29 protein-coding genes are annotated in these 25,068 nt (G+C 67.5%); 11 read left to right on the top strand and 18 right to left on the bottom strand.

Going from position 1 to position 25,068, the window contains the following annotated elements:
- Positions 1–31: 31 nt before the first annotated feature.
- A complete protein-coding gene (gene rlmE, locus INQ43_RS04105) occupies positions 32–664 on the bottom strand; it encodes a 23S rRNA (uridine(2552)-2'-O)-methyltransferase RlmE (protein ID WP_194037188.1) in 633 nt (210 codons plus the stop codon).
- Positions 665–738: 74 nt separating this feature from the next.
- Between rlmE and yhbY the strand changes: the two genes are divergently transcribed.
- Positions 739–1,044 carry a ribosome assembly RNA-binding protein YhbY gene (gene yhbY, locus INQ43_RS04100; RefSeq protein WP_194037187.1) on the top strand — a complete coding sequence of 102 codons (306 nt, stop codon included), beginning with the start codon at positions 739–741 and terminating at the stop codon, positions 1,042–1,044.
- 47 nt (positions 1,045–1,091) lie between these two features.
- Positions 1,092–1,466 (top strand): Mth938-like domain-containing protein, encoded by a 375-nt coding sequence (locus INQ43_RS04095; protein ID WP_194037186.1) that lies wholly within the window; start codon positions 1,092–1,094, stop codon positions 1,464–1,466.
- Between the two features lie 27 nt (positions 1,467–1,493).
- Here INQ43_RS04095 and INQ43_RS04090 read toward each other — a convergent pair whose 3' ends face one another.
- From INQ43_RS04090 to surE, 4 genes are read right to left on the bottom strand one after another with little or no spacing between them, the layout of a single operon-like run.
- Positions 1,494–2,258 carry a peptidoglycan DD-metalloendopeptidase family protein gene (locus tag INQ43_RS04090; RefSeq protein WP_228062663.1) on the bottom strand — a complete coding sequence of 255 codons (765 nt, stop codon included), beginning with the start codon at positions 2,256–2,258 and terminating at the stop codon, positions 1,494–1,496.
- Positions 2,259–2,263: 5 nt separating this feature from the next.
- Positions 2,264–2,881, bottom strand: coding sequence for a YqaA family protein (locus tag INQ43_RS04085; RefSeq protein WP_194035217.1), 618 nt, complete (start codon positions 2,879–2,881; stop codon positions 2,264–2,266).
- 13 nt (positions 2,882–2,894) lie between these two features.
- The gene (locus tag INQ43_RS04080) at positions 2,895–3,572 is read right to left on the bottom strand and encodes a protein-L-isoaspartate(D-aspartate) O-methyltransferase (protein WP_194035216.1); all 678 of its coding nucleotides are present in this window, start codon (positions 3,570–3,572) and stop codon (positions 2,895–2,897) included.
- Positions 3,569–4,363 carry a 5'/3'-nucleotidase SurE gene (gene surE, locus INQ43_RS04075; protein ID WP_194035215.1) on the bottom strand — a complete coding sequence of 265 codons (795 nt, stop codon included), beginning with the start codon at positions 4,361–4,363 and terminating at the stop codon, positions 3,569–3,571. Before surE ends, INQ43_RS04080 begins: the two co-directional genes overlap by 4 nt.
- Positions 4,364–4,597: 234 nt before the next feature.
- Here surE and INQ43_RS04070 point away from each other — a divergent pair, with 234 nt between their 5' ends.
- Positions 4,598–5,146, top strand: a complete 549-nt coding sequence (locus tag INQ43_RS04070; RefSeq protein WP_194035214.1) for a Smr/MutS family protein — start codon at positions 4,598–4,600, stop codon at positions 5,144–5,146.
- A 32-nt stretch (positions 5,147–5,178) separates the two neighbouring features.
- Here INQ43_RS04070 and truD read toward each other — a convergent pair whose 3' ends face one another.
- The 8 genes from truD to INQ43_RS04030 form a co-directional block, all read right to left on the bottom strand.
- Complete coding sequence (truD, locus tag INQ43_RS04065) at positions 5,179–6,258, bottom strand: tRNA pseudouridine(13) synthase TruD (RefSeq protein ID WP_194037185.1); 1,080 nt, start codon at positions 6,256–6,258, stop codon at positions 5,179–5,181.
- On the bottom strand, positions 6,255–6,734 hold the full coding sequence (gene ispF / locus INQ43_RS04060) for a 2-C-methyl-D-erythritol 2,4-cyclodiphosphate synthase (protein ID WP_194037184.1): 480 nt from the start codon (positions 6,732–6,734) through the stop codon (positions 6,255–6,257). Before ispF ends, truD begins: the two co-directional genes overlap by 4 nt.
- Positions 6,735–6,830: 96 nt before the next feature.
- Positions 6,831–7,538, bottom strand: coding sequence for a 2-C-methyl-D-erythritol 4-phosphate cytidylyltransferase (gene ispD, locus INQ43_RS04055; protein ID WP_194037183.1), 708 nt, complete (start codon positions 7,536–7,538; stop codon positions 6,831–6,833).
- Positions 7,535–7,855, bottom strand: coding sequence for a cell division protein FtsB (gene ftsB / locus INQ43_RS04050; RefSeq protein ID WP_194035210.1), 321 nt, complete (start codon positions 7,853–7,855; stop codon positions 7,535–7,537). The genes ispD and ftsB overlap by 4 nt, the downstream gene beginning before the upstream one ends.
- A gap of 9 nt (positions 7,856–7,864) precedes the next feature.
- Positions 7,865–9,151 carry a phosphopyruvate hydratase gene (gene eno, locus INQ43_RS04045; RefSeq protein WP_194037182.1) on the bottom strand — a complete coding sequence of 429 codons (1,287 nt, stop codon included), beginning with the start codon at positions 9,149–9,151 and terminating at the stop codon, positions 7,865–7,867.
- An 18-nt stretch (positions 9,152–9,169) separates the two neighbouring features.
- A complete protein-coding gene (gene kdsA, locus INQ43_RS04040) occupies positions 9,170–10,003 on the bottom strand; it encodes a 3-deoxy-8-phosphooctulonate synthase (RefSeq protein WP_194035208.1) in 834 nt (277 codons plus the stop codon).
- Positions 10,004–10,046: 43 nt separating this feature from the next.
- The gene (locus tag INQ43_RS04035; protein WP_194037181.1) at positions 10,047–11,717 is read right to left on the bottom strand and encodes a CTP synthase; all 1,671 of its coding nucleotides are present in this window, start codon (positions 11,715–11,717) and stop codon (positions 10,047–10,049) included.
- A gap of 162 nt (positions 11,718–11,879) precedes the next feature.
- Positions 11,880–12,176, bottom strand: a complete 297-nt coding sequence (locus tag INQ43_RS04030; RefSeq protein WP_193986403.1) for a hypothetical protein — start codon at positions 12,174–12,176, stop codon at positions 11,880–11,882.
- Between the two features lie 299 nt (positions 12,177–12,475).
- Between INQ43_RS04030 and parE the strand changes: the two genes are divergently transcribed.
- The gene (parE, locus tag INQ43_RS04025; RefSeq protein WP_194035206.1) at positions 12,476–14,395 is read left to right on the top strand and encodes a DNA topoisomerase IV subunit B; all 1,920 of its coding nucleotides are present in this window, start codon (positions 12,476–12,478) and stop codon (positions 14,393–14,395) included.
- A 13-nt stretch (positions 14,396–14,408) separates the two neighbouring features.
- Here parE and hutG read toward each other — a convergent pair whose 3' ends face one another.
- Complete coding sequence (gene hutG, locus INQ43_RS04020; RefSeq protein WP_194037180.1) at positions 14,409–15,203, bottom strand: N-formylglutamate deformylase; 795 nt, start codon at positions 15,201–15,203, stop codon at positions 14,409–14,411.
- Between the two features lie 11 nt (positions 15,204–15,214).
- Complete coding sequence (locus tag INQ43_RS04015; RefSeq protein WP_194037179.1) at positions 15,215–15,694, bottom strand: peptidylprolyl isomerase; 480 nt, start codon at positions 15,692–15,694, stop codon at positions 15,215–15,217.
- A gap of 170 nt (positions 15,695–15,864) precedes the next feature.
- On the opposite strand from INQ43_RS04015, the gene INQ43_RS04010 reads away from it, so the two are divergent.
- Together INQ43_RS04010 and INQ43_RS04005 are read left to right on the top strand one after the other, a co-directional pair.
- A complete protein-coding gene (locus INQ43_RS04010) occupies positions 15,865–16,341 on the top strand; it encodes a C40 family peptidase (protein ID WP_228062662.1) in 477 nt (158 codons plus the stop codon).
- A gap of 118 nt (positions 16,342–16,459) precedes the next feature.
- On the top strand, positions 16,460–17,128 hold the full coding sequence (locus INQ43_RS04005) for a C40 family peptidase (RefSeq protein WP_343221409.1): 669 nt from the start codon (positions 16,460–16,462) through the stop codon (positions 17,126–17,128).
- A gap of 108 nt (positions 17,129–17,236) precedes the next feature.
- Here INQ43_RS04005 and INQ43_RS04000 read toward each other — a convergent pair whose 3' ends face one another.
- Entirely contained in the window at positions 17,237–17,743 is a 507-nt protein-coding gene (locus INQ43_RS04000) for an acyl-CoA thioesterase (RefSeq protein ID WP_194035734.1), read from the bottom strand.
- A 265-nt stretch (positions 17,744–18,008) separates the two neighbouring features.
- Between INQ43_RS04000 and bla the strand changes: the two genes are divergently transcribed.
- Together bla and INQ43_RS03990 are read left to right on the top strand one after the other, a co-directional pair.
- The gene (bla, locus tag INQ43_RS03995; protein WP_194035201.1) at positions 18,009–18,878 is read left to right on the top strand and encodes a subclass B3 metallo-beta-lactamase; all 870 of its coding nucleotides are present in this window, start codon (positions 18,009–18,011) and stop codon (positions 18,876–18,878) included.
- Positions 18,878–19,366, top strand: coding sequence for an 8-oxo-dGTP diphosphatase (locus INQ43_RS03990; RefSeq protein WP_194037177.1), 489 nt, complete (start codon positions 18,878–18,880; stop codon positions 19,364–19,366). The genes bla and INQ43_RS03990 overlap by 1 nt, the downstream gene beginning before the upstream one ends.
- On the opposite strand, the gene INQ43_RS03985 is transcribed toward INQ43_RS03990, so the two are convergent.
- Complete coding sequence (locus INQ43_RS03985; RefSeq protein ID WP_194037176.1) at positions 19,351–20,628, bottom strand: dicarboxylate/amino acid:cation symporter; 1,278 nt, start codon at positions 20,626–20,628, stop codon at positions 19,351–19,353. The two genes, INQ43_RS03990 and INQ43_RS03985, sit on opposite strands and share 16 nt — an antisense overlap.
- Positions 20,629–20,766: 138 nt before the next feature.
- Here INQ43_RS03985 and INQ43_RS03980 point away from each other — a divergent pair, with 138 nt between their 5' ends.
- Positions 20,767–22,488 (top strand): alkaline phosphatase, encoded by a 1,722-nt coding sequence (locus tag INQ43_RS03980; RefSeq protein WP_194037175.1) that lies wholly within the window; start codon positions 20,767–20,769, stop codon positions 22,486–22,488.
- Positions 22,489–22,495: 7 nt separating this feature from the next.
- Here the strand turns inward: INQ43_RS03980 and INQ43_RS03975 are convergent, their stop codons facing one another.
- Positions 22,496–22,948, bottom strand: coding sequence for a CopD family protein (locus INQ43_RS03975; protein ID WP_194035197.1), 453 nt, complete (start codon positions 22,946–22,948; stop codon positions 22,496–22,498).
- A gap of 90 nt (positions 22,949–23,038) precedes the next feature.
- Between INQ43_RS03975 and INQ43_RS03970 the strand changes: the two genes are divergently transcribed.
- The gene (locus INQ43_RS03970) at positions 23,039–23,647 is read left to right on the top strand and encodes a class I SAM-dependent methyltransferase (protein ID WP_194037174.1); all 609 of its coding nucleotides are present in this window, start codon (positions 23,039–23,041) and stop codon (positions 23,645–23,647) included.
- Between the two features lie 84 nt (positions 23,648–23,731).
- Positions 23,732–24,976: a polyhydroxyalkanoate depolymerase gene (gene phaZ, locus INQ43_RS03965; RefSeq protein ID WP_194037557.1), complete on the top strand. Its 1,245-nt coding sequence runs from the start codon at positions 23,732–23,734 to the stop codon at positions 24,974–24,976.
- Positions 24,977–25,068 lie beyond the last annotated feature (92 nt).

Raw genomic sequence — 25,068 nt, 5'->3', positions numbered from 1 at the left:
GCTTGGTATACGGCGCGTAGCGAGGACCGGATCACTTGATTTGTGCGCGTTTGCCCTGTGCAAGGGCGTAGACCTCCGGTGAGCGCTTGCGCGACGCTTCCGGCTTGCGGATGACCACCTTGGCATAGCGCCGCCGCAGCTCCCGCACGTAATCATCGAAACCCACACCCTGGAAAAGCTTGATCAGGAACGTGCCATCGACGCGAAGGTGGTGGTCGGCAAAATCCATCGCCAGTTCCGCCAGGTACAGCGCACGCGGCATGTCGACCGCATCCACACCACTCTTATTGGGGGCCATATCGGAGAGAACAAGGTCCACCGGCTTGTCATTCAGAGTGCGCACCAGCTCCGATAAGACCGCATCCTCCCTGAAATCGCCATGAAGGAACTCCACCCCGGCCAGGGTCGGCATCTCCAGGATGTCCAGCGCGATCACGCGCCCGCTGTCGCCCAGAGCCTGACGCACCCACTGCGACCAGCCACCGGGCGCGGCGCCCAGGTCGACCACCACCATCCCCGGCTTCAGCAGGCGGTCCCGCTTGACCAGTTCCTCCAGCTTGTAGGCGGCCCGCGAGCGCAGTCCTTCCGCCCGTGCGCGCTTCACGAACGGGTCGGAGTGGTGCTCCTTGAGCCAGCGCTGGCTGCTTTTGCTGCGGGTAGCCATCGGACGAAAACCGTTGGAGGACGGGCCGGCCATGATACCCTGCGGGCCCTCCCCAACCTCATTTGCGTGCATCGATGGCAACCGTCCTGACCAGTGCCCAGACCCGCTTCCTGCGCGGCCAGGCACACGACATCAAGGCCATGATCCAGGTCGGCGGAAAGGGCATTTCCGATGCGCTGGTGGCGGAGCTGGAGCTCGCACTGGAGAACCACGAGCTGGTGAAAGTGAAGGTGGGCGCGGCGGATCGAGAAGTCCGCGACGTGATGATCGCCCAGCTGGTGCAGCGCACCGGCGCGGCACTGGTGCAGAAAATCGGCCACACGGTGGCGCTCTACCGTCCCAGCGAAGAAAAGCGCCACATCGTGCTGCCCCGCGCCTGAGCGCACCGCGCCTTTTTAGTCCTCATCGCGCTTGCTAGCATGGCGCGATGGAACTGACCCTGGAACGCCCGGACTACGAATTCTTCCTTCGCGCTGCCGACGGCAGCATGGCGCTGGTCAATGACCGCCGCCTGACCCGGAGTTTCGTCATCACGCCGAACCACCTGTCCGAGGACTGGGGCGTGCGCGGCATGCAGGACCTGGACCCGTCCGATCTCGACCCGTTGCTGGCGCTGGAGCCGGAAGTGGTGATCATCGGCGGTGGCGGCCAGCAGGTATTCGCGCCGGCGAAGGTGATGGCCGTCTGCCTGCGTCGCGGAATAGGCATCGAAGTGATGACCAATGCCGCCGCGGCGCGGACCTTCAGCGTGCTGGCCAGCGAAAACCGCCGCGTGGTCGCCGGATTCGTGCTGCCGGGCTGAACCGCGGCAGCGACGCAGCACGCGAGCCTACTTTTTCGGCAGGTAGAGCAGTGGATCGACCGGTTTGCCGTTGTAGCGCACCTCGAAGTGGAGCATGTCGCGCGACGCGCCGGTGCGACCGAGCTCGGCGATCTGCTGGCCCGCCTTCACCCTGGCGCCCTCCTCCACCAGCCGGTTGCGGTTGTGGCCATAGGCCGACAGCCACTGCTCGTTGTGCTTGATGATGACCAGCTCGCCGTAACCCACCAGGCCGGAGCCGGAATAGACCACGGTGCCGTCGCCCGCCGCCTTGACCGCGGTGCCCGCGGTCCCGGCAATGTCGATGCCCTGCTTGGTCGGTTCGCCGGCGACAAAGCGGCTCAGCAACGCACCATCCACCGGCCAGCGCCAGGCAACACCACTGGCCAGCGGCGCTGCGCTCGGAGCCGAAGCGACCGGCGCACTGGCCGCCGGCGCGCGCGTGCCACCACTCGACGGTGCGCGCGGCGTGGTTGCCACGGCACCACCGGATCTTGGATACAGCAGCAGCTGCTGCCCGGGGTAAATCGTGTAGGGCGCGCCCAGACCGTTCCAGGCCGCGAGATCCCGCATCGCGATGCCGTTTTCGACCGCAATCCGGTACAGCGTGTCGCCACGCTGCACGACCCGGGTCGCACCGTATTTGGGCGTGGAGACCGGACTGGTTTCGCGGGTGACCGCGCTGGAGCACGCCGCCAACGTCGTAGCAACCGCAGCGGCCACGATCAGGCGGGCCGCAACCGTGCGAAAGAGTGTGTTGCCTTCGGGAGTCATCATGCTCATGCGCCTTGTTGTGTCCTCCAGATCAGCCAGGTGAATACCGCCAGCAACAGGGCCGTAGCGACCCAGCCGACGGGTTCAATGTAGCGTCGCAATGCCGCCTCTGCGCGATGGCCGCCCAGTCGGATCGCCAGCGCGAGCAGGAACACGCGCTTGCCGCGGCCAACGAACATGCTGGCGATAAACGGCAGCAAAGGTACCCCGACGATGCCGGAAGCCCAGGTGAAAATCTTCAGGGGGATGGGTGTGAAGCCGACCAGCACCAGTACCCAGAACGCCTTCCACGGCGAGTTGGCGGCGATCTCGCGCAGCGCCGACACCTCAACATCGATCCGATCCATCCAGCCCAGGCTCACCAGCAGCGGGCGGACCAGCTCGAACGCGTAGTGACCGAGCAGGTATCCCAGCACGGCGCCAGCCAGGGAGCCGAGCAGGCTGAGGAAGGCGAACCAGAATGCGCGCGTCGGGCGCGCCAGGGACATCGGCCCCAGCATGACCTCGGGCGGGATCGGGAACACCACCGCCTCGGCGAAGCTCAGACCGACCAGCAAAGCAGGCGCGCGCCTATGGCTCGCCCACACCAGGCAGCGGTCGTACATGGGGCCGAATAGTTTCAAACGCAGGTGTCCTTCAGTCGATCAGGCCCGACAGCAATGGTACGAAGACGACCGAACCGATGGTCTCCTGCGTGATCCGCCCGTCGGCGTCCTTGCTCAGGCGCAGCAGCGACTGCCCGTCCGACGCGCCCACCGGCGCGACCAGCACGCCACCGGGCGCCAGCTGTGCGGTCAGCGCGTCCACCAGCGCCGGGGCGGCCGCGGTGACCAGGATGGCATCGAACGGACCGTTCTCCGGCCAGCCGATGCGGCCGTCGTCGTGCTTGCTGCGGATATTCATGCCCAACTGGCGAAAGCGCTTGCGAGCGGTGCGCAGCAACTCGCCGATGCGCTCCACGGTGTGCACTTCCAGCCCGAGGGCGGCAAGGATGGCGGCCTGGTAGCCCGAGCCGGTGCCGATCTCCAGCACCTTGGCGGGTTGGACCTGCATCAGGGTTTCGGTCATTTTCGCCACCACCCAGGGCTGGGAGATGGTCTGGCCGTGGCCGATCGGCAACGCGGTGTCGTCGTACGCCCGGCTTTCCAGCGCCTCGTCCACGAACAGGTGGCGGGGGACGTTGCGCACGGCGTTGAGCACGCGCTCATCGGTGATGCCGGTGGCGCGCAGGCGGTCGACCAGCCGGTCGCGCACACGCTGCGAGGTCAGGCCGGAACCCAGGTCGGTGGGCTGCAGGCGCATCTTCAGGCTCATCGACCGTTCTCCCCGGGCGCGGATTCCAAAGAGGCTTCAAGTCCGCTGACCCAGTTCGCCACCTGCTCCAGCGCCTGGTAACGCGTCAGGTCCACCTTGATCGGGGTGATGGCAATGTAGCCGCTGCGCACCGAATGGAAATCCGTGCCCGGCCCGGCGTCCTGCTCGGGACCCGCCGCGCCGATCCACCACCATTGGCGACCGCGCGGGTCCTCCTGCGGCACGCAGGCTTCGGCGCGGTGGCGGTTGCCCAGGCGACCCACCTGGAACCCGCGCACGTCTTCCCACGCGAGGTCGGGCACGTTGACGTTGAGGATGGTGTCGGCCGGCAGCGGATCAATCGCGAGACGGGCGATGATCTCCACCGCCGCACGCGCCGCAGTGTCGTAGTGCCGGCCAAGCTCGCCGTTGGTCACCAGCGATACGGCGACCGCGGGCAGGCCGAGAAAACGGCCCTCCATCGCGGCGGCGACGGTGCCCGAATAGATGACGTCATCACCCAGGTTGGCGGCGTCGTTGATCCCGGACACCACGATGTCGGGCTCTTTTTCGAGCATGCCGGTGATGGCGACGTGCACGCAGTCGGTGGGCGTGCCGGCGACGCGCCAGGTGCGCTCGTCCTGCTGGAACACCCGAATCGGCATGTCCAGGGTGAGCGAGTTGCTGGCGCCGGAGCGATCCCGGTCCGGTGCGACTACCACTACTTCGTGACCGGCGGCGCGCAATCCCTCGGCGAGGGCGCGGATACCGGGTGAATCGACGCCGTCGTCGTTGCTGACCAGAACTCGCATGATCTCCCTTGGCGAGCGCCACGGGGGCGCAATGCAGTAGTGGCACGGACCGGCGCGGCCGGTCGCGGGGCGGATCGGAGGCGCCGACAGTGCGGCGGGTTCGATCCCGTCAAAGCGGTCATGATAGCCGATGGCGAGCACTCGACGCCGCCTGGCTGCAGGCAATTGCACGACCGCGATGTCCGTCTCCGCCGCGGCGCGTTAGGCTAGGACGATGGATACCGGAACACCCCGTTGAACGGCGCCGATGACGACGATGCGGCGCTGTTCCGCAGCGCGATCGGACCGGTTCGCAAGCTGCCCGAACGGCCGGCGCCGCCGTCCGCGCCGCGTCCGAAACCGCGCGCGAAGATGGCCGAGCGCGACGATGCCGATGCGCGCGAGGATCTCCGCCACGCGCTGGAATCCACGTTGCTGGAAGCCGACGACCCGCTGGCATGGCGCGGCGATGTCAGCCAGGAGGCGTGGCAGCGCCTGCGCCGGGGCGAGATGTCGGCGCAGGAGGAACTCGACCTGCACGGAACCGACGCGACGACCGCCGAGGCGCTGGTGCGCGCGTTCCTGAGCGATGCACAGCGCCATGGGCTGGGCTGTGTGCGCATCATCCATGGCAAGGGCGGACGTGGCGGGGCCGATATCGGCCGCAGCGGCGCGCCCGTACTGAAGAACCTGGTCGACCGCATGCTGCGGCAGCGCTCCAGCGTGCTGGCTTTCCATTCGCCATTGCCCGCCCAGGGCGGCAGCGGCGCGGTGGTCGTCCTGCTGGCGCCGCGGCGTCGTTGACGCGAGCCCGGCACTGCGAGGGCTGCGGCTGATCAGGCGCCGGACGGGCCGGAGCCGTCGAAGACCGCGCCCAGTTCCGCCAGCACCACCGTGGCGTAGGTGCCCGGCGGCAGGTTGAATGACAGCTCCAGCGTCGCGGCGTCCAGCCAGTGCCAGCGCAGGGCGTCGGCGCGCAGGCGCAGCGATCGCCGCCCCTGCTTCAGGCCGGCCTGCTCCAGACCGGCGCGCAGGCGCATCGATACCGGGTCGGCCAGTGCGCCCTGCTCCAGCTCCAGCGCACCGGCCTGGCTGCGCAGGTCGCCGCGGCCCCACAGCGGGCCGCTGGGATGGACGTCGAACGCCGACAGCCGCTGTTCGATCTCCGGAGTGACCGGCTCGGGCCCGAACACGCTGCGGCTGCCATCCAGCATCCACACCTCGCCCGTCAACGGCGTATCCCAGCAGTGCGCCTCGACCCGGGACTGCAGCACCTGGTTGAACAGCACCGAGCGCGCGGCCGAGAGCAGCATCCCGCGCTCGTCGCGACGGACCCGGCGGCCTTCGAACATCGCCAGCGCCTTGCCCAGGTTGTTGCCATCGCGGCCAAATCGCTGCTCGCCAAAGAAGTTCGGCACGCCGCGCCGGGCAATCTGCTGCAGGCGCGCCTCGATCGCGGCGGGGTCGCCGACGACGTCGCGCAGCACCAGCACGAAGCGGTTGCCGGCCAGCGCACCGCGAGGCAGCTTTTTCGCGTGCCACGCCTGTTCCAGCACCTGCAGACCGTCCACCTGCAGCGCGGCGATGTCCGGGGCGACCTTGCGCGGCAGGTGCACGCTGAAGCGCTGGCGGGTCACCGCATGGCGATCCTTGAGCCCGGCGTAGCCGATCGCCATCTCGTCCACGCCGGCCCACTGGGCGATGCTGCGGGCGGCGAACGCGGTGTTCATGCCGCGTTTCTGCACCGTCAGAAGCAGGTGTTCACCGCTGCCGGAGGGTTCAAAGCCGGCCCGCTCCTCGACGAAGAAGTCCTCCGGCGTGACGCGCATCCGGGCGGACAGCACGGGCTCGCCGTGGGCACGCGTGTCAGCGGCGGGCGCACTGTCCGCGGGACCCGCCGCGCCGGCCTCGCTCATCCGCGCACCAGCAGGCACACCGCCAACGCGGCAAGCCCTTCGCCGCGGCCGGTAAAGCCGAGCTGCTCCGATGTGGTCGCCTTTACGCTGACGGTATCGACATCGACGCCGAGGTCGGCCGCCAACAGGGCGCGGATCACCGCGACATGTGGACCGACTTTCGGGCGCTCGCAGATCACGGTGACGTCGGCGTTGCCCAACGCCCAGCCGCGCTCGGACGCGAGCTGACGGCAATGGCGCAGGAACGTGCGGCTGTCGGCATCCTTCCAGCGCGGATCGCTGGGCGGAAAATGGGTGCCGATATCGCCAAGCGCGAGCGCCCCGAGCATGGCGTCGCACAGCGCATGGATGACCACATCGCCGTCGGAATGGGCGAGCACGCCGCGGTCGTGCGGAACCCGGACCCCGCCCAACACGACGTGATCGCCGTCGCCGAATGCGTGGACGTCGTAACCCTGGCCTATGCGGATGCTCATTGATGCCGGTCCTGCTGCAACGAATTGGGGGCGACATTGTCGCCTACGCCGCCTCGGGTGACCTCTGGCGCGCTCGGGTTGCGTTCGACCCGGCGGTCAGCGCTGGCGCTGCGAGAGCAGGAACTCGGCCAGGTCGCGATCGGCCGGCGTGGTGACCTTGAGGTTGTCCTCGCGCCCTTCGACCAGCCGCGGCCGCAGGCCCGCGCGTTCCACCGCCATGGCCTCGTCGGTCACCTGGACGCCATCGTCCCGGGCGGCCAGCAAGGCGCCAGTGAGCAGGCCGCGACGGAACGCCTGCGGGGTCAATGCGCGCCAGAGCGCGGCGCGCGGCTCGGTCGCGGCGATACGTTCCTCCGCGTCGCCGCGCTTGAGGGTGTCGCGCACCGGCGCAGCGAGGATTGCGCCGTGGCGGTCTTCGGACGCGGCACGCAACAGCCGCTCCAGATCGGATGGGTGCAGGTTGGGACGCGCTGCGTCGTGGACCAGTACCAGGCTGTCTGCCGGGCCGGGCGGCAGTGCCTGCAAGGCCGCCAGCACCGAATCCGCCCGCACGCCGCCACCGGCGCAGCGCAGGACCGGCTTGCCGTGGCGGGTGGTCCAGCCCGGCCAGTGCCGGTCATCGGCGGCCAGCGCCACCATCGCGCCCGCAACCTGTGGATGCGAGAGCAGCGCGTCCAGTGCGTGCGCGATCAGGGGTTGTCCGGCGATCTGCAGATACTGCTTGGGCACGTCGCCGCCAAAGCGCGCACCACGACCGGCGGCGGGAAGGATTGCCCACACCGACGGCGTGCCATGCCGGCTCACTGGGGGACCGGATCCGGATCCGCAGGCGTTGCCGGATCCGGCTCGACCACGCGGTAGAAGGTCTCGCCGGGGCGGATCATGCCCAGCTCGCTGCGGGCACGATCCTCGACCGCCGCCTCGCCGGATTTGAGGTCTTCCACTTCGGCGGACAGCGCATCGTTGCGCTGCTGCAGGCCCTCGTTTTCGCGGGCCTGCTGCTGCACGCGCTGCTCCAGCGCGGCGACCGAGTCACGGCCGCCCTCGCCGTCCCACAGGCGGTCTTGCAGGAACACCAGCAGCGCCACCAGTGCCACCAGCAATGCCACCATCCAGCGCATGCGCGGGTGTCAGCCCTTCAGCGATACAAACGCGTCGCGGCCGGCGTAGGTCGCCGCGTCGCCGAGCTGCTCTTCGATCCGCAGCAACTGGTTGTACTTGGCGACGCGGTCGCTGCGGCACAGCGAACCGGTCTTGATCTGGGTCGCCGTGGTCGCCACCGCGATGTCGGCGATGGTGGTGTCCTCGGTCTCGCCGGAACGGTGCGACACCACCGCGGCATACCCGGCCCGGTCGGCCATGGAAATCGCTTCCAGCGTCTCGGTCAAGGTGCCGATCTGGTTGACCTTGATCAGGATCGCATTGGCGATGTGGCGGTCGATGCCCTGCTGGAAGATCTCCGGATTGGTCACGAACAGGTCGTCCCCGACCAGCTGGACCTTCCTGCCCAGCGCGGCGGTCAGCTGCTTCCAGCCGTCCCAGTCGTTCTCGTCCATGCCGTCCTCGATGCTGATGATCGGGTACTGCGCGCACCAGCCGCCCAGGAACTCGACGAACTGCTCCGAGGTCAGGCGCTTCCCCTCGCCGGTCAGGTGGTACTTGCCGTTCTCGTAGAACTCGCTGGAGGCAACGTCCAGGCCCAGCAGGATGTCGTCGCCGGCCTTGTAGCCCGCCTTGCCGATCGCCTCCAGGATGGTTTCCAGCGCTTCCTCGTTGCTGCGCAGGTCCGGCGCGAACCCGCCCTCGTCGCCCACCGACGTGCTCAGGCCGCGTCCCTTGAGCACCGACTTGAGCGCGTGGAAGACCTCGGTGCCGGCGCGCAGGCTCTCGGAGAAGCTGTCAAAGCCGACGGGCAGGATCATGAACTCCTGCAGGTCGACGTTGTTGTCGGCGTGCGCGCCGCCATTGATGATGTTCATCATCGGCACCGGCAACACGCCGCGGCGCTCGCCCGCGAGGTACTTCCACAGGGGCAGACGGCGACTGGCCGCCATCGCGTGGGCGTTGGCCATCGACACCCCCAGCAACGCGTTCGCGCCCAGGCGGCCCTTGTTGCGGGTGCCGTCCAGATCGATCAGCCGCCGGTCGATGCCGCCCTGGTCAGCCGCATCCAGCCCGACCAGTGCCTTGGCGATGGTGGTGTTGACGTTCTCCACCGCGGTGCGCACGCCCTTGCCCAGGTAGCGGGTCTTGTCGCCGTCGCGCAGCTCCACGGCTTCCTTGGAGCCGGTGGACGCACCGGAAGGCACCATCGCCCGGCCAAAGCTGCCATCGGCAAGGGTGATCTCGGCCTCAAGGGTCGGATTGCCGCGGCTGTCGAGGATTTCGCGGGCGTGGACTTTGGCGATTTCGGTCATGTCGGCTCTGCAGGGCTCTCAGGTTTGGGATTCAAGAAACGGGTGGCGCTTGGTGACTTCATCGATGGCCATCAGCGTCTCCAGCAGCGCGCGCATCCGGTCCAGCGGCCAGGCGTTGGGGCCGTCGGACAGCGCTTCGTCCGGGTTGGGATGGGTTTCCATGAAGATGCCGGAAATGCCCACCGCCATCGCGGCGCGCGACAGCACCGGCACGAATTCGCGCTGGCCGCCGCTCTTGCCGCCCGCGCCGCCGGGCAACTGCACCGAATGGGTCGCATCAAACACCACCGGGCAACCGGTGTCACGCATCACGGCCAGGCTGCGCATGTCGCTGACCAGGTTGTTGTAACCAAAGCTGGCGCCGCGCTCGCAGACCATGATGTCGGTGTTGCCGGTGGCCAGCGCCTTGTCGGCCACGTGCTTCATCTCCCACGGCGACAGGAACTGGCCCTTTTTGATGTTGACCGGCTTGCCGGCGCTGGCGACCTTCTGGATGAAGTCGGTCTGCCGGCACAGGAACGCCGGGGTCTGCAGCACATCGACCACAGAGGCGACCTCGTCCATCGGCGTGTACTCGTGGACGTCGGTCAGTACCGGCACGCCGATCTGCTTCTTCACCTCGGCCAGCACCTTCAGGCCCTCCTCGATGCCCGGGCCACGGAAGCCGGAGATCGAGGTGCGGTTGGCCTTGTCGAAGCTGGACTTGAAGATGAAGGGAATGCCCAGCTCGTCGGTGATCTGCTTCAGGGTGCCGGCAGTGTCGAGCTGCAACTGCATCGACTCGATCACGCACGGCCCGGCGATCAGGAAGAACGGCCGGTCCAGGCCGATGTCGAAACCGCACAACTTCATTGCACTTCTCCATTCATGCAAACGGCGCTGATGCGCGGGGCGCTCATGCCTCGGCCTCGTCGAGGCGGGCGTTTGCCGTCGTGTGGGCCGCCTTGTAGTCGCGCGCGGCGCGGATGAATCCGACAAACAGCGGATGTCCGTCGCGCGGCGTGGACAGGAATTCGGGGTGGGCCTGGCAGGCCAGGAACCACGGGTGGACGTCGCGTGGCAGCTCGATCATCTCCACCAGCAGGTCGTCGATGGATTTGGCGCTGATGACCAGGCCGGCATCCTCGAGCTGGGTGCGGTAGCGGTTGTTGAACTCGTAGCGGTGGCGATGACGCTCGCCGACCACGTCCTTGCCGTACAGCTCGTGGGCCAACGTGCCGGGCTTGAGCCGCTGCTCCTGCAGACCCAGGCGCATCGTGCCGCCCAGGTCGCTGTCCTCGCTGCGACGCTCCAGCTCGCCGCTGGCCGTGCGCCACTCGGTGATCAGGCCGACCACCGGGTGCGGGGTGGCCTTGTCGTTCTCGGTGCTGTTGGCGTTTTCCAGCCCGGCCACGTTGCGGGCGAACTCGATCACCGCCGCCTGCATGCCGTAGCAGATGCCGAAATACGGCACGCCGTTTTCGCGGGCGTAGCGAGCGCCGGCGATCTTGCCTTCAAAACCGCGGTCGCCGAATCCGCCGGGCACCAGGACGCCGTCGACGCCCTCCAGCGCACTGGGGCCGCGCTTCTCGACGTCGCTGGACTCCAGCCATTGCAGATGGACCTTGGTGCGCTGGCGCAGGCCGCCGTGCTTGAGCGCCTCGGCAACCGACTTGTACGCGTCCTGATGGTCCACGTACTTGCCGATGATCGCGATGGTGACCTCGTCCTCGGGATTCTCGGCCGCGTCTACCACCGCGTCCCACTCGTGCATGTCGGCGGGCCTGGCGTCCAGCCGCAGGCGCTCGACGATCAGCTCGTCCAGACCCTGCTCCTGGAAACGCGCGGGCATGTCGTAGATGTTGTGCAGGTCCACCGCCGAGATGACCGCGCGCTCGGACACGCTGGTGAACAGCGCGATCTTGCGCCGTTCCGAATCCGGCAACGGCTGCTCGGAGCGGCAGATCAGGATGTCGGGCTGGATACCGATGGAGCGCAGTTCCTTGACCGAGTGCTGGGTGGGTTTGGTCTTCAGCTCGCCGGCGGCGGCAATGAACGGCACCAGGGTGAGGTGCATGAACAGCGCCTTGTCCGGCCCGCGTTCGGCGCGGATCTGGCGGATCGCCTCCAGGAATGGCAGCGACTCGATGTCGCCCACGGTGCCGCCAATCTCCACCAGGCCCACATCGAAGCCGTCGGTGGCGGCGAAGATGCCGCGCTTGATCTCGTCGGTGATGTGCGGGATGACCTGCACCGTGCCGCCCAGGTAATCGCCGCGGCGCTCCTTGCGGATGACGTTCTCGTAGATGCGACCGGTGGTGATGGAGTTCTTGCGACCGAGCCGGGTGCGCACGTAGCGTTCGTAATGGCCCAGGTCCAGGTCGGTCTCGGCGCCGTCATCAGTGACGTACACCTCACCGTGCTGGAACGGGCTCATCGTGCCCGGGTCGACGTTGATGTAGGGGTCGAGCTTCATCATCGTCACGCGCAGGCCGCGCGCTTCGAGGATGGCCGCCAACGAGGCGGCGGCAATGCCCTTGCCGAGCGAGGACACCACGCCACCAGTGACGAAGATCAGGGGAGTCATTGTTTTGCTGCCGCTGGAAAGCACCAGTTTACCGGCTGCATGCAATTGCTGCGACCTTTGCGGACGCGGTGACGGCCCTGCAGCGCCGGCAGACCGTTGCGAAGCCGGAAGAAAAGACGCCCCGGCAAGCCGGGGCGTCGGTTGCATCACCAGGTGGCGCGATCAGTTGCGCTCGTCTTCCTCTTCAGGCTCGACGGCCTGCTCCTGGGCGGCGGCTTCGGCACTGAAGTCCGCACGGTCCTGCGCGACGTCGGCGCTCTGCTCAGCAGCATTGGCCTGCTCGGCGGCAGCGGCGGCCTGCGCCTCGGCCTGCACGGCCTGGGCTTCTGCCTGGGCGGCAGCGGCCTGCGCCTGCTGGGCCTGGGCCTGGGCGTCGAGATCGGCGGACTGGGCGAACGCGGCCGGAGCGGCCATCAGGGCGGCGATCATGGTCGGCAACACAAGCTTGCGGATATTCATCTGGGTACATCTCCTTGGTGGGGTGTGCGGATGGCGACTGCCGTCCTGGATCACTGCCGCTCCCCTCAGCGACGCCCACGAACCTACCGACGCCGACCCTGCCAAATACTGAATAACGGGACCTTTACGCGGCCCGATTTCACGCCCCGTTATGGAAGCCGCCAAGTCCGGGACCGCTTTCACCACCGCCTCGTGACGCCCGTCCAATCGGCTTCCGACCTTTGCTTCCTTGACCATCCACGGTGCCGCCCGCCATTCTGGCGAGCTGACTTCCCCGACCCAACGCGAACCGCTGCCTGATGAACAACCGCTACGACGCCGCCGACATCGAAGTCCTCTCCGGGCTGGACCCGGTCAAGCGTCGCCCCGGCATGTACACCGACACCACCCGGCCCAACCACCTGGCCCAGGAGGTCATCGACAACGCCGTGGACGAGGCGCTGGCCGGGCATGCCAGGACCATCGAGGTGGTGATGCACGCCGACGGCAGCTGCGAGGTCAGCGACGACGGACGCGGCATGCCGGTGGACATCCACCCGGATGAAGGCGTGCCCGGGGTGGAATTGATCCTGACCCGCCTGCACGCCGGCGGGAAGTTCAGCAACAAGAACTACACCTTCTCCGGCGGCCTGCACGGCGTGGGCGTCAGCGTGGTCAATGCCCTGTCGACGCGGCTGGACGTCACCATCAAGCGCGACGGCGTCGAGCAGCGGATGGGGTTCGCCGACGGCGAGCGGGTCACCGAGCTTGAAACCCTCGGCAGCGTGGGTCGCCGAAACACGGGCACGCGCCTGCACTTCTGGCCCGATCCCAAATACTTCGACACCCCGAAGTTCAACCTGCGGGCCCTCAAGCACCTGCTGCGCGCCAAGGCGGTGCTCTGCCCCGGCCTGACCGTGAAGCTGCTGGACGTGGCCACCAACGAGCGCCTGGAATGGCACTACGCTGACGGCCTGAGCGATTACCTGCTCGACGAACTGCGCGCCGATCACCCCGCGCGCGAGCTGCTTCCGCCCGAGCTGTTTGTCGGCAAGCTGGAGAAGGATTCGGAGACGGTCGACTGGGCGGTGGCCTGGGCGCCTGACGGCGAGCTGGTCCAGGAGAGCTACGTCAACCTGATCCCGACCGCGCAGCACGGTACCCACGTCAATGGCCTGCGCAGCGGTTTCACCGATGCCCTGCGCGCATTCTGTGATTTCCGCAGCCTGCTCCCGCGCGGGGTCAAGCTGGCCCCGGAGGATGTCTGGGACCGGGTCGCCTTCGTGCTCAGCGTGAAGTTGCTGGACCCGCAGTTCAGCGGCCAGACCAAGGAGCGCCTGAGCTCGCGCCAGACCGCCGGCTTCGTGGAGGCCGCCGCGCAGGATGCCTTCACCCTGTGGCTCAACCAGAACGTCGAACTGGGCGAGCGGATCGCGCAGCTGGCGATCGAACGCGCCAGTGCGCGGCTCAAGACCGAGAAGCAGATCACCCGCAAGAAGGTCACCCAGGGACCCGCCCTGCCCGGCAAGCTCGCGGACTGCATCAGTCAGGACCTCTCACGCACCGAATTGTTCCTGGTCGAGGGCGACTCGGCCGGTGGCAGTGCGCGGCAGGCGCGCGACAAGGACTTCCAGGCGATCCTGCCACTGCGCGGCAAAATCCTGAACACCTGGGAGGTCGCGTCGGGCAGCGTGCTGGCCTCGCAGGAAGTGCACGACATCGCCGTGGCGATCGGCTGCGATCCCGGCAAGGACGACCTGAGCGGGCTGCGCTACGGCAAGGTCGTGATCCTGGCCGACGCGGATTCGGACGGCCTGCACATCGCCACCTTGCTGTGCGCGTTGTTCCTGCAGCACTTCCCCGCGCTGGTGGCGGCCGGTCACGTATTCGTGGCGATGCCGCCGCTGTTCCGGGTCGACCTGGGCAAGCAGGTGTTCTACGCCCTGGACGAGGAGGAGAAGCGGATCCTGCTGGAGAAGATCGAGCGCGAGAAGGCCGAGCGCAAGAAAGGCTCGGCCGGCACGGTCAACGTCACCCGCTTCAAGGGCCTGGGCGAGATGAACCCCTCGCAGCTGCGCGAGTCGACCATCCATCCCGACACGCGGCGGCTGGTCCAGCTGACCGTGGAGGAAGGCACGCAGACCCACGCGCTGATGGACATGCTGCTGGCACGCAAGCGAGCCGGCGACCGCAAGGCCTGGCTGGAAGACAAGGGCGATCTGGCGACGCTAGAGGTCTAGGCAGGCCAGCCAATCAGCGCTGGGCAGTCATTGCCAGCGCATTCACCAGCAGGTCCTCGAGCAGGCGCTGCAGGGGCGCGGCGCGCTCGGGCAGGTAGCGCGTGGAGTCCTCGTCCATGTAGCAGCGCTGGCTGATCTCCAGCTGCACCGCGTCCACGCCCTTCGCCGGCGCGCCGTAGTGGCGCGTGATGTAGCCGCCCTTGAAGCGGCCGTTGGCGACCCAGTCGAACTCACGCTGCTCGCCCAGCACCGCCTCCAGGCCGAGTTGAACCTGCGGCGAACAGCTGGCGCCATCGGCGGTGCCCAGGTTGAGGTCGGGCAGCCGGCCGGGAAACAGGAAAGGCAGCTCGCTGCCGCGGATCGAATGGCCCTCCCACAGCAGCGCCCGGCCGTGCGCTGACACCAGCCGCTCAAGCTCGGCCTGCAGGGCGTCGTGGTAGGGCTGCCAGTAGCGCCGCACGCGGTCGGTAATCTCCGCCTGGGTCGGCGCCTGGCCATCCAGATACACCGGTTCGCCATTGAAACGCACGGCCGGACACAGGCCGGTGGTGTTTTGTCCCGGATACAGCGACACATCATCGGAGGACCGGTTCAGGTCGACCACGTAGCGGGAGTAGCGCGGCACCAACACCGATGCGCCCAGTTGGCGGGCGAACGCGTACAGGCGGGACACGTGCCAGTCGGTGTCCGGCGCGGTGCGCGCGACCGGGGTCATGCGCTCGGCCAGCTGCTCAGGGATACGGCTGCCGTCGTGCGGCAGGCTGACCAGTAACGCCGCGGTGCCGCGATGCAGTTCGAAGGTATCCATCAACGCCGCTATCAGTGCTGGTGGCCACCGTCGCCGTGCACGTGGCCGTGCTCGATCTCTTCGGCCTGCGCCTCGCGCACATCGACAATCTCGATGTTGAAGCTCAGGTCCTTGCCGGCCATCGGGTGGTTGAGGTCGACGTCGACCACGCTCATGCCGACCTTCTGCACCGTCACCGGACGCGGGCCGAACTTGGTCTGCAGGGTCACCTGCATGCCCGGGGCAAGACGGGTGCCCTTGAAGTACTTCTTCGGCACGCGCTGGATCATGCCTTCCTGCGCTTCGCCATAGGCGTCTGCCGCCGTCACGTCGGCGGTGAACTTGTCACCCGCCTCATGGCCGTCCATCGCCTTTTCCAGGCCGGGGATGACGTTGCCGTGGCCTACCAGGATCACCAGCGGCTCGCGGCCTTCGGAGGTTTCGATCACATCGCTGCCCTGCTCGGCAACGGAGTAATGGAAGCTGACGACGCGGTCTTTCTCGATTTTCATGGCGGTACTCGGTGGGAAGCAAGGCAAAAGGCAGGTTGCCGTCAACGGGAGAAGCAGGGAAGCTATGTACCGTGACGAAAGCCGCGCATTATCCCGGCATCCCCGCCCACACGCCAGCAGCGATCCTGCAGGCAACCGGGCGTTGGCTGCTGCTCCTTGCCCTCGCCGCGGTGCTGGCGGGTTGCGGCGGTGGCGGCAAATCGGTTCGATCCAAGGCAGCCACACCGGTACCCAGCCGTGACTGGGGGCGCAATGCGCCGGTCGATCCGGAGGCGTCCAATTCGGTGCTGATGCGGGCGATCAGCCTGGTCGGCACGCCCTACCGCTACGGTGGCAACACGCCACAGTCCGGCTTTGACTGCAGCGGCCTGGTCAACTACGTGTACGACGACATGCTGCGCAAGAAGCTCCCGCGGTCCTCGAGCGCGCTGGCGGCCTACCAGGGACAGAAGATCAATCCACGCCAGCTCACGGCAGGCGACCTGGTCTTTTTCGGCAGCCGCGGGCAGGTAAGCCACGTCGGCATCTATGTCGGCGACGGGCGTTTCGTGCACGCTCCCAGCAGCGGTGGCACGGTCCGCCTGGATCATCTGGACGGCGCCTACTGGCGTGACCACTACACCGGCGCCAAGCGGGTGATTGAGTGAACTGAATGCGCAGTTTTCGCATTCCCTTCACGCCTGTTAACGAAACTTTTACGGAATCTAAACGTCACGGCAGCGTTTGGAGTGCATGATCGCCCCGTCCTGTTTCAGTGATGACCGCGTGACGACACTCCTATCAAGCCGCCCAGCGCGCACCACAGCCACCTCCGCCCGACGTCGGCCGGCAGGTTTCTCCCTCTTCCTTGCCGCACTGCTGGCGCTTCCCTCGCTGCCGGCGCTGGCGACACAGTCCACGGAGGCGCCCATGCCTTCGATGGCCGACATGCCGGTGATGATGCCGGATGCCATGAGCATGCCGGACCGGGCCCTGAGTCTGGCCAGCGACATCAGCGGCATGTTGGCTTCAGGCAAGGCAGCGGCGGTCGCCGAGGACTACACCCCACCCGACCACAGCGCACGCAACATCCTGCAGCGCGCCCTGACCCTGCTGGGCACCCCGTACCGCTGGGGCGGCAACACGCCCGACAAGGGCTTTGATTGCAGCGGGCTGGTCAGCTACGTGTTCCGCAATGCGATGGGCATCGACCTCCCGCGGGTATCGCGCGACCAGGCCAACTCCGGCGAGCTGGTGGCCAGCAAGACGGAGCTCGCCGAGGGCGACCTCGTGTTCTTCGGGCGCAAGGGCCGGATCGACCACGTCGGCATCTACGTCGGTGAAGGCCGTTTCGTACATGCCCCGAGCACTGGCAAGGACGTGATGGTCTCCAGCCTGGAAAAGGGCTACTGGAGCGGCAAGTACATGCAGGCGCGGCGACTGGCCGGCAGCTGATTCGCCGGGCAATACGCCGAACCGACCCGCATTTGCAGAATCAGCCGCCTCCGGGCGGCTGATTCGTTTCCGGGATCGGGGTTTGTGAACCGGCGCGCGTGACGGTACTCAGGCGTCGGCGTCGTGGGCGTCGTGCGCCTGCCGATAGCGCTCCACGGTCTGCTCGATTCCCTTGCTCAGCGCCATGACCTGCTGCGCGTACTCGGCCAGCTCGCGATCGTCCTCGCTCACCGGCTCCCAGGCAGGCACCGCGGTCGGCTTTCCCTCCACGCCATCCAGGGCGACGAACACGATCACGCAGTGAGTGCACAGGCGCGGTTCGCCGCCCATCGGGTCGCGGGCGGCGACCTCCACCGAGAAATGCATGCTGCTGGTGCCGGTGTGGACCAGCTTGGTGCGCACCGTTACCAGGTCACTGATCCGGATCGGCGCCATGAAGCGGATGCCGCCCACGGCGACGGTCACGCTGTAGGTGCCACTCCAGCCGACCGCGGCGGCGTATCCGGCCTGGTCGATCCACTTCATCACCACGCCGCCGTGCACCTTGCCGCCGTAGTTCACATCAGCCGGTTCGGCGAGGAAACGCAGGGTCAGCTCGCGCTGGCTGCCGATCACGCCGCGGCCCCGAGGATAGCCACCGCTGCCGGTCGGCGCCGGGCTGGGGTCAGGCAAAATGAAACGTGCGCGTTTGCGGGCATGGGGTACTCCTCAATCGGATCGATCGGCAATTATGCGCAGCTTGGCATTGCTTGCGTTCCGGGGGTTGGCGCGGTCTTGCGGCAGTCGTGCAGTGGTGCAATCGCCGGCAGGCCGCCCCGGCATGGACTTGCGCGGTTCAGTCATCGACACTGCCCCACTCCTGCCGCCAACAGATTTCACCATGCACCTGCTCCGCCCGCTTGTGCTCGCCTGCGCCGCGCTGACCTTCGGCTCTGCATTTGCCGCCGCGCCGGTCCTGCCCCAGGCGACCGGCTACCAGACCCGCGAAGCATGGCGGCAGCCGGTCACCCCGTTTCGTGTCGCCGACCACACCTGGTACATCGGCACCGAGGGTCTGAGCGCGCTGCTGGCCGTGACGCCCGAGGGTGCGGTGGTGATCGATGGCGGCGTCTCACAGGCGGCGGACATGCTGCTGGAAAACATCGCGGCCACCGGCACCCCGATCGAGTCGGTCAAACTGATCCTGCACAGCCACGCCCACGCCGACCACGCCGGCCCACTGGCGGCGCTCAAGCGTGCCACCGGCGCGACGCTGGTCAGCAATGCGGAGTCCGCGGTGCTGCTGGCGCGCGGCGGCAGCGACGACATCCACTACGGCGACAGGATCCTTTTCCCGCCAGTGCAGGCCGACCGGCTGCTGCAGGACCGCGCAAGCGTCGAACTGGGCGGCACCTCGTTCACCGTCCACTTCACGCCCGCGCATACCCCCGGCTCGATGAGCTGGACCTGGACCGACACGCGCGACTCCAAACCGCTGCAGATCGCCTACGCCGACAGCCTCAGCGCACCGGGCTACCAGTTGCTCGACAACCCGCGTTTCCCGCGCATCGTGGAGGCGTACCGGCAGGGCTTCGCCACCGTGGCCGCTCTCCCGTGCGACCTGCTGATCGCGCCACATCCGGAAGGCGTGGGCTGGGCACCCGCCGACGCGGACAATCCGCATCCGCGACCGACGAGCTGCCGCGAGTACGCCGTCCAGGCGGAGCAGGCGTTCGAGCAGGAACTGGCGAAGCAACAGGCCGCGCGCTGATGCCGTACACCCCGATTGCCGCCACCCTGGGCTACGTCCTCTCCCACGACGGGCGCGAGGTGCTGCTCATCCACCGCAACGCGCGCCCGGATGACCAGCACCTGGGCAAGTACAACGGCCTGGGCGGCAAGCTGGAAAGCGGCGAGGACATCGCCGCCGGGATGCGTCGGGAGATATTCGAGGAAGCCGGCATCGAGTGTGAGGAGATGCAGCTGCGCGGAACGATCAACTGGCCGGGGCTCGGCAAGCAGGGCGAGGACTGGCTCGGCTTCGTGTTCCTGATCCCCCGCTACAGCGGCACCGCGTTCACCGAAAACCACGAAGGCAGCCTGGAGTGGGTGCCGCTGGACCGCCTGCATGAGGTGCCGATGTGGGAGGGCGACCGCGAGTTCCTGCCGATGGTGTTCGACGACAACCCGCAGCCCTTCCACGGCGTGATGCCCTACCAGGGCGGCCGGCTGGTGTCGTGGAGCTACTCGCGGGGCTGATCGCCCTCCAGCATGCCGATATTGGTCGAGGCGCGGTTGTAGATCTCCATGTCGAGCATGCCGGTCTCACGCGCCACCAACACGGGCACCAGCATCTGCCCGGTGACGTTGGTTGTCGTGCGCGCCATGTCCAGCACGCGGTCGATCGCCACCAGGTAGCCGATGCCTTCCAGCGGCAGGCCCGCGGCCGACAGCACCAGGGTGACCATCACGATCGCGGTGCCCGGCACGCCCGCGGTGCCGAAGCTGCCCAGCACCGAGGCCAGCATGATCACCAGGTACTGCGTCGGCTCCAGCTGCAGATCGAAGTACTGGGCCACGAACAGGCTGGTCAGGGCCGGGTAGATCGCCCCGCAGCCGTCCATCTTGATGCTGGCACCCAGCGGCACCGCGAACGCGGTGTAATCCTTGTCCACGCCCAGGTTGTGGGTCACCGCGCGCATCGCCGCGGGCATCGAGGCGAAACTCGATGAACTCGCGAACGCCACCTGCATCGCCGGCGCGGCGCCGCGGAAAAAGCGCAGCGGATTGAGCCCGTGACTGAGCAGCAGGCTGCCGTAGACGACCACGATATGCAGCGCGCAGGCCAGATACAGCGCGAACACGAACATGCCCAGCGGCAGCAACTTCTCGAAGCCGTAGGCGCCCACCAGCGCCGCGATCAGGCCGAAGGTCCCCAGCGGCGTCATTTCCAGCACGAAGCGGGTTACCTGGATCATCGTCTCGCTGGCCTCGCCGGCCAGTTTGCGCAGACCGGTGGTGCGCTCGCCCAGTTTCACCAGCGCGAACCCCACCAAGCCGGCAAACACGATCACCTGGAGGATCTTGCCCTCCGCCAGCGCGGCAAACGGGTTGCCCGGGACCACGTCCAGCAGCACTTCGACCACCGACGGCACGACCCGCACCTCGTAATCGGCGGCGACGGTCAGCCCGGTCACGCCCGCGCCCGGCTGCAGCACCCACCCGACGCCCAGCCCCACGCAGACAGCCAGCGCCGCGGTCGCGGCAAACCAGGCGAACGTGCGCCCGCCCAGCGCGGCAACGGATTTCTGCCCGTGCAGGGACGCCACCGCGTTGATCACCGCGAACAGCACCAGCGGCACCGCGATCATCCGGATCAGGGTCACATACACCGTGCCCAGCGGGCCGAACCAGGGTTCTGCGGCCGGTCCGAACAGCCAGCCGGCCAGTGCGCCAAACACAAAGCCCGCGAGCACGCGCTTCCAGAAGGGAATCGACAGCCACCAGGAAACCATCGTCATCGCATTGCCAATCAAGGGTCGAATCGCACGATAGCGGAGCGGGCGCGTGCCTGCGAACCCACCAGCAAAACGAACCGGCACAGCTGGCGCAACAGTTGCGCCATAATGGAGCGTTCCGCAACTCCCGGTCACGACTCCATGCACCACAACGCCCCGCTGCGAACCGTTTGCCTGCTCATCGCCCCCGCCCTGCTGGTCGCCGCGTGCGCGACGACGGCGCCGTCGGCCGTACCCGGATCGGCGCCCGCCGCAAACCACGCAGTAAAAGTGGCGGTGCCGACGATCCAGCGGCCGCAGGAAGAGAGCGCACAGTGGTGGTTCCGCGACGGTGCGGCGCAGGCTGCCGAGCGCGGCGCGATGGGCGGACAGGCGAAGAACGTGATCCTCTTCGTCGGCGACGGCATGAGCCTGCCCACCGTTGCGGCGGCCCGCATCCTGGACGGCCAGCGCAAGGGCGGCGCCGGCGAGGACAACCGCCTGAGCTGGGAACGCTTTCCGGCGACCGCCTTGAGCCGGACCTACAACACCGACATGCAGACCCCCGATTCCGCGGGCACGATGAGTGCGATGGCGACCGGCGTGAAGACCCGTGCGGGAGTGATCAGCATCGGCCAGTCTGCGGACTTCGGCGACTGCAAGGGCGCCTTGGACGCGCCGATGATCACGCTGTGGCAGCTCGCCGCGGGCAGCGGGATGGCAACCGGCGTGGTCACCACCACGCGCGTCACCCACGCCACGCCGGCCGCCACCTTCAGCCACTCTGCCAACCGCGGTTGGGAATCGGATTCGGCGATGCCTGCCGAGGCGCTCGCCGCGGGCTGCGTCGACATTGCGCGCCAGCTGATCGAGTCTCCCTACGGCAACGGCCCGGACGTGCTGATGGGCGGTGGCCGGACCAACTTCATGCCCTCCACGCAGAGCGATCCCGAATATCCGCAGGAATCAGGACGTCGCGATGATGGACGCGACCTGATCGCGAGCTGGAAGCAGCGCCGCCCGGACGGCAGCTATGTCTGGAACGCCGAGCAGTTTGCCGCCGCGCCGACCGACAAGCCGCTGCTGGGCCTGTTCGAGCCCAGCCACATGCAATACGAGCACGACCGCCCCGGCGACGCGGCGGGGGAGCCCAGCCTGTCGGAGATGACAGCGGCGGCGATCACCCGCCTGTCGCGCAATCCGAACGGCTTCGTGTTGCTGGTGGAAGGGGGGCGCATCGACCACGCCCATCACGACGGCAACGCCTACCGCGCGCTGACCGACACCATTGCGATGGCCGAGGCCGTTGAGGTCGCCAACCGGCTCACCTCCGCCGACGATACCCTGATCCTGGTCACCGCCGACCACGCCCACACGCTGAGCTTCGTCGGCTACCCGACCCGCGGCAACCCGATCCTGGACAAGGTCCGCGAGGACAAGGATGGTGAGCGCGTGCTGGCGCGCGACGCGCGCAACATGCCCTACACCACCCTGAGCTACTCCAATGGCCCGGGCTACACGGGTGCCAGCGACACGCAACCCGCCGGGCCCAAGCGATTTCCGCACAAGACCAGGGGCTACCAGCCGGCCGCCGGACGTCCCGACCTGAGCTCGGTGGACACGACGGCGCCGGACTACATGCAGGAGGCGCTCGTCCCGACGACCTCGGAGTCGCACGGTGGCGACGACGTCGGCATCTGGGCCCGCGGACCGGGCAGCGCCGCGGTGCGTGGCAGCGTCGAGCAGAACGCGATCTTCCACTTCATGCTGCAGTCCACGCCCTACCTGCGTGCAGCGGTGTGCGCGGCCGGTAGCTGCAATGCGGACGGCGTGCCGGTGGAACTGCCGGCGCAGGAACGGTTCAAGTCCCGCGCCGGCGGCTGAGCGTTGCCTAAAACGGTTTTGCCAGCACCAGCCAGACGATCACGATCAGGCCGAAAACAGGTATCTCGTTGAACCAGCGCAGCGCCTTGGACGAGGGCAGCGGACGGCCGGCCAGCACGCCTTTCAGCCAGCGCCCGCTGAAGATGTAATAGGCAAACAATGCGGCCACCAGCAGCAGCTTGGCATGCAGCCAGCCGGTGCCCGACGCCACCATGGTCGGGAAGTCCGGCAGGAAGCGATAACCCAGCCACAGCACGATGCCAAGGACCAGTGACAGGCCGAACATGACGTGACCGAACCGGTACAGGCGTTGGCCCATCAGCCCCAGCCGCGCGCGCACTGCCGGCTCGTCCCCGGCCTCGGCCAGGTTGACCAGGATCCGCGGCAGATAGAACACCGCCGCCATCCAGGCAATCACGAAAACGAGATGGAAGGTCTTGGTCCAGAGATAGGCGTTCATGTGGCGGGCGGATCCTTGGCTGAGTGGTTCGCGCGCTAGGATGGCACGCCGCGCAGCGCCATGCGCTCCGACCCCGATGCAGCAATCCCGATGAGCAAACAATACGACCAGGCCTATTTCGACCAGTGGTACCGCGATCCGTCGACGCGTGGCGCTGCGATCGGCGGCCCGGCGAGACTCGCGCGCAAGGTCGCCCTGGCGGTGGCTACGGCGGAATACCACCTTGAGCGGCCAATCCGCAGCGTGCTGGACATCGGTTGCGGCGAGGGAGCGTGGCGCGCCCCGTTGTTGAAGCTGCGGCCGAAGCTCGACTACCTGGGGTTTGACAGCAGCGAGTATGCGGTCACCCGCTTCGGCGCCCGCCGCAATCTGCACCTGGCCCGCTTCGGCGATTTCGAGTACCTGCGACCGTGTGGCCCGGTGGACCTGCTGGTCTGCAGTGACGTGCTGCACTACCTGCCCACGCGCGAGCTGGATCGTGGGCTTCCGGCGCTGGCGGCCCTCTGCGGAGGGGTCGCGTTCCTGGAGACCTTCACCCGCAGCGACGGCATCGATGGCGACACGGTGGGATTCCAGGCCCGACCGGAGAAGTTCTATCGCGAGCGCTTCGCCCGCATCGGCCTGCATCCGCTGGGTTCACACCTGTGGCTGGGACCCGCGATGAGGGCCGGCCTGGCCGCGCTGGAGGCGGTCGACTGAGCACAACCGCGACGTTGATTCACGTACCGCCGCGGTGTTTCCGTTACGCTGCAACGCACCAATTTTCTGCCAAGGCTTCACATGCTGCTTTACCAGATGCACGAGTTCAACCGCGCGTGGATGGCACCGATGACCTATTGGGCCGATGCGTGCGCGAAGATTTTCGGCGGCTCCAACACGTGGCTGGGCAAGCTTCCCGGCGCCGACCAGTTCGCAGCGGCCTGCGAGCTGATGTACCGTATCGGCAAGGACTACGAGAAACCCGAGTTCGGCATCCATTCCATCGAGTTCGACGGTGTCGAGCATCCGGTGATCGAGCGCGAGATGGTGCACAAGCCGTTCTGCCGGCTGCTGCGCTTCAAGCGCTACACCGACGATGCCGGCGACCTCACCGAGATGCGCGGCCAGCCGCCGGTCCTCGTGGTCGCCCCGCTTTCGGGTCACCACAGCACCTTGCTGCGCGACACCGTGCGTACGATGCTGCGCGACCACAAGGTCTACATCACCGACTGGACCGATGCGCGCATGATCCCGGTCAGCGAGGGCGAGTTCACCCTGGACGACTACATCGCCTACATCCAGGAGTTCATCCGCTTCATCGGCGCGGAGAACCTTCACGTCGTCAGCGTGTGCCAGCCCACGGTGCCCGTGCTTGCCGCGATTTCGCTGATGGCCTCGCGCGGCGAGCAGACGCCGCGCTCGATGGTGATGATGGGCGGGCCGATCGACCCCCGCGAGAGTCCCACTCAGGTCAACGAGCTGGCCACGCACAAGCCACTTTCCTGGTTCAGCGAAAACCTGATCCATGAAGTACCGCAGAACTACCCGGGCCGCGGCCGCCGGGTGTATCCGGGCTTCCTCCAGCACACCGGCTTCATGGCGATGAATCCCGAGCGCCACGCGCAGTCGCACATGAAGTTCTACCAGGACGTGCTCAACGGCGACCTGGACGATGCCCAGTCGCACCGCAAGTTCTACGACGATTACAACGCGGTGCTGGATATGCCGGCGGCTTACTATCTGGACACCATCCAGACCGTGTTCCAGGACCATCTGTTGCCACGTGGCCTGTGGGACGTCGCAGGTGAGCGCGTCGATCCGGCGGCCATCACCGGCACGGCGCTGATGACAATCGAAGGCGAACTGGACGATATTTCCGGTCAGGGGCAGACCCGTGCGGCGCACGAACTGTGCACCGGCATCGCCGAAGCCGACCACCTGCACACCACCATCGAGGGCGCCGGTCACTACGGCATCTTCAGCGGCCGCCGCTGGCGCGGGCAGGTCTACCCGCAACTGCGCGACTTCATCGCCAAGTACGCCGACTGAGTCCGCGAACCCACCGCCGGGTTGATGGGCGGACGCTGGGCTGGGACGCGGATTGCCCGCGCCGGCGACATTGGCTGGCGCGCGCGGAATCC

The sequence above is a fragment of the Lysobacter sp. H23M47 genome (assembly GCF_015209765.1).
GTDB lineage: Bacteria > Pseudomonadota > Gammaproteobacteria > Xanthomonadales > Xanthomonadaceae > Novilysobacter > Novilysobacter avium.
This window is presented reverse-complemented; position numbering and strand designations above follow the sequence as displayed.

Bases quoted from the DNA above. Each gene is read 5' to 3' on its own strand.
- INQ43_RS03990 (WP_194037177.1), top strand. From the start codon at position 18,878: ATGCCGTACACCCCGATTGCCGCCACCCTGGGCTACGTCCTCTCCCAC.
- yhbY (WP_194037187.1), top strand. From the start codon at position 739: ATGGCAACCGTCCTGACCAGTGCCCAGACCCGCTTCCTGCGCGGCCAG.
- INQ43_RS04095 (WP_194037186.1), top strand. From the start codon at position 1,092: ATGGAACTGACCCTGGAACGCCCGGACTACGAATTCTTCCTTCGCGCT.
- INQ43_RS03980 (WP_194037175.1), top strand. From the start codon at position 20,767: ATGCACCACAACGCCCCGCTGCGAACCGTTTGCCTGCTCATCGCCCCC.
- bla (WP_194035201.1), top strand. From the start codon at position 18,009: ATGCACCTGCTCCGCCCGCTTGTGCTCGCCTGCGCCGCGCTGACCTTC.
- INQ43_RS04090 (WP_228062663.1), bottom strand. From the start codon at position 2,258: ATGACTCCCGAAGGCAACACACTCTTTCGCACGGTTGCGGCCCGCCTG.
- INQ43_RS04030 (WP_193986403.1), bottom strand. From the start codon at position 12,176: ATGAATATCCGCAAGCTTGTGTTGCCGACCATGATCGCCGCCCTGATG.
- ispF (WP_194037184.1), bottom strand. From the start codon at position 6,734: ATGAGCATCCGCATAGGCCAGGGTTACGACGTCCACGCATTCGGCGAC.
- hutG (WP_194037180.1), bottom strand. From the start codon at position 15,203: ATGGATACCTTCGAACTGCATCGCGGCACCGCGGCGTTACTGGTCAGC.
- INQ43_RS04035 (WP_194037181.1), bottom strand. From the start codon at position 11,717: ATGACTCCCCTGATCTTCGTCACTGGTGGCGTGGTGTCCTCGCTCGGC.
- kdsA (WP_194035208.1), bottom strand. From the start codon at position 10,003: ATGAAGTTGTGCGGTTTCGACATCGGCCTGGACCGGCCGTTCTTCCTG.
- rlmE (WP_194037188.1), bottom strand. From the start codon at position 664: ATGGCTACCCGCAGCAAAAGCAGCCAGCGCTGGCTCAAGGAGCACCAC.
- ftsB (WP_194035210.1), bottom strand. From the start codon at position 7,855: ATGCGCTGGATGGTGGCATTGCTGGTGGCACTGGTGGCGCTGCTGGTG.
- parE (WP_194035206.1), top strand. From the start codon at position 12,476: ATGAACAACCGCTACGACGCCGCCGACATCGAAGTCCTCTCCGGGCTG.
- INQ43_RS04080 (WP_194035216.1), bottom strand. From the start codon at position 3,572: ATGAGCCTGAAGATGCGCCTGCAGCCCACCGACCTGGGTTCCGGCCTG.
- surE (WP_194035215.1), bottom strand. From the start codon at position 4,363: ATGCGAGTTCTGGTCAGCAACGACGACGGCGTCGATTCACCCGGTATC.
- INQ43_RS03975 (WP_194035197.1), bottom strand. From the start codon at position 22,948: ATGAACGCCTATCTCTGGACCAAGACCTTCCATCTCGTTTTCGTGATT.
- INQ43_RS03970 (WP_194037174.1), top strand. From the start codon at position 23,039: ATGAGCAAACAATACGACCAGGCCTATTTCGACCAGTGGTACCGCGAT.
- eno (WP_194037182.1), bottom strand. From the start codon at position 9,151: ATGACCGAAATCGCCAAAGTCCACGCCCGCGAAATCCTCGACAGCCGC.
- truD (WP_194037185.1), bottom strand. From the start codon at position 6,258: ATGAGCGAGGCCGGCGCGGCGGGTCCCGCGGACAGTGCGCCCGCCGCT.
- INQ43_RS04015 (WP_194037179.1), bottom strand. From the start codon at position 15,694: ATGAAAATCGAGAAAGACCGCGTCGTCAGCTTCCATTACTCCGTTGCC.
- INQ43_RS03985 (WP_194037176.1), bottom strand. From the start codon at position 20,628: ATGACGATGGTTTCCTGGTGGCTGTCGATTCCCTTCTGGAAGCGCGTG.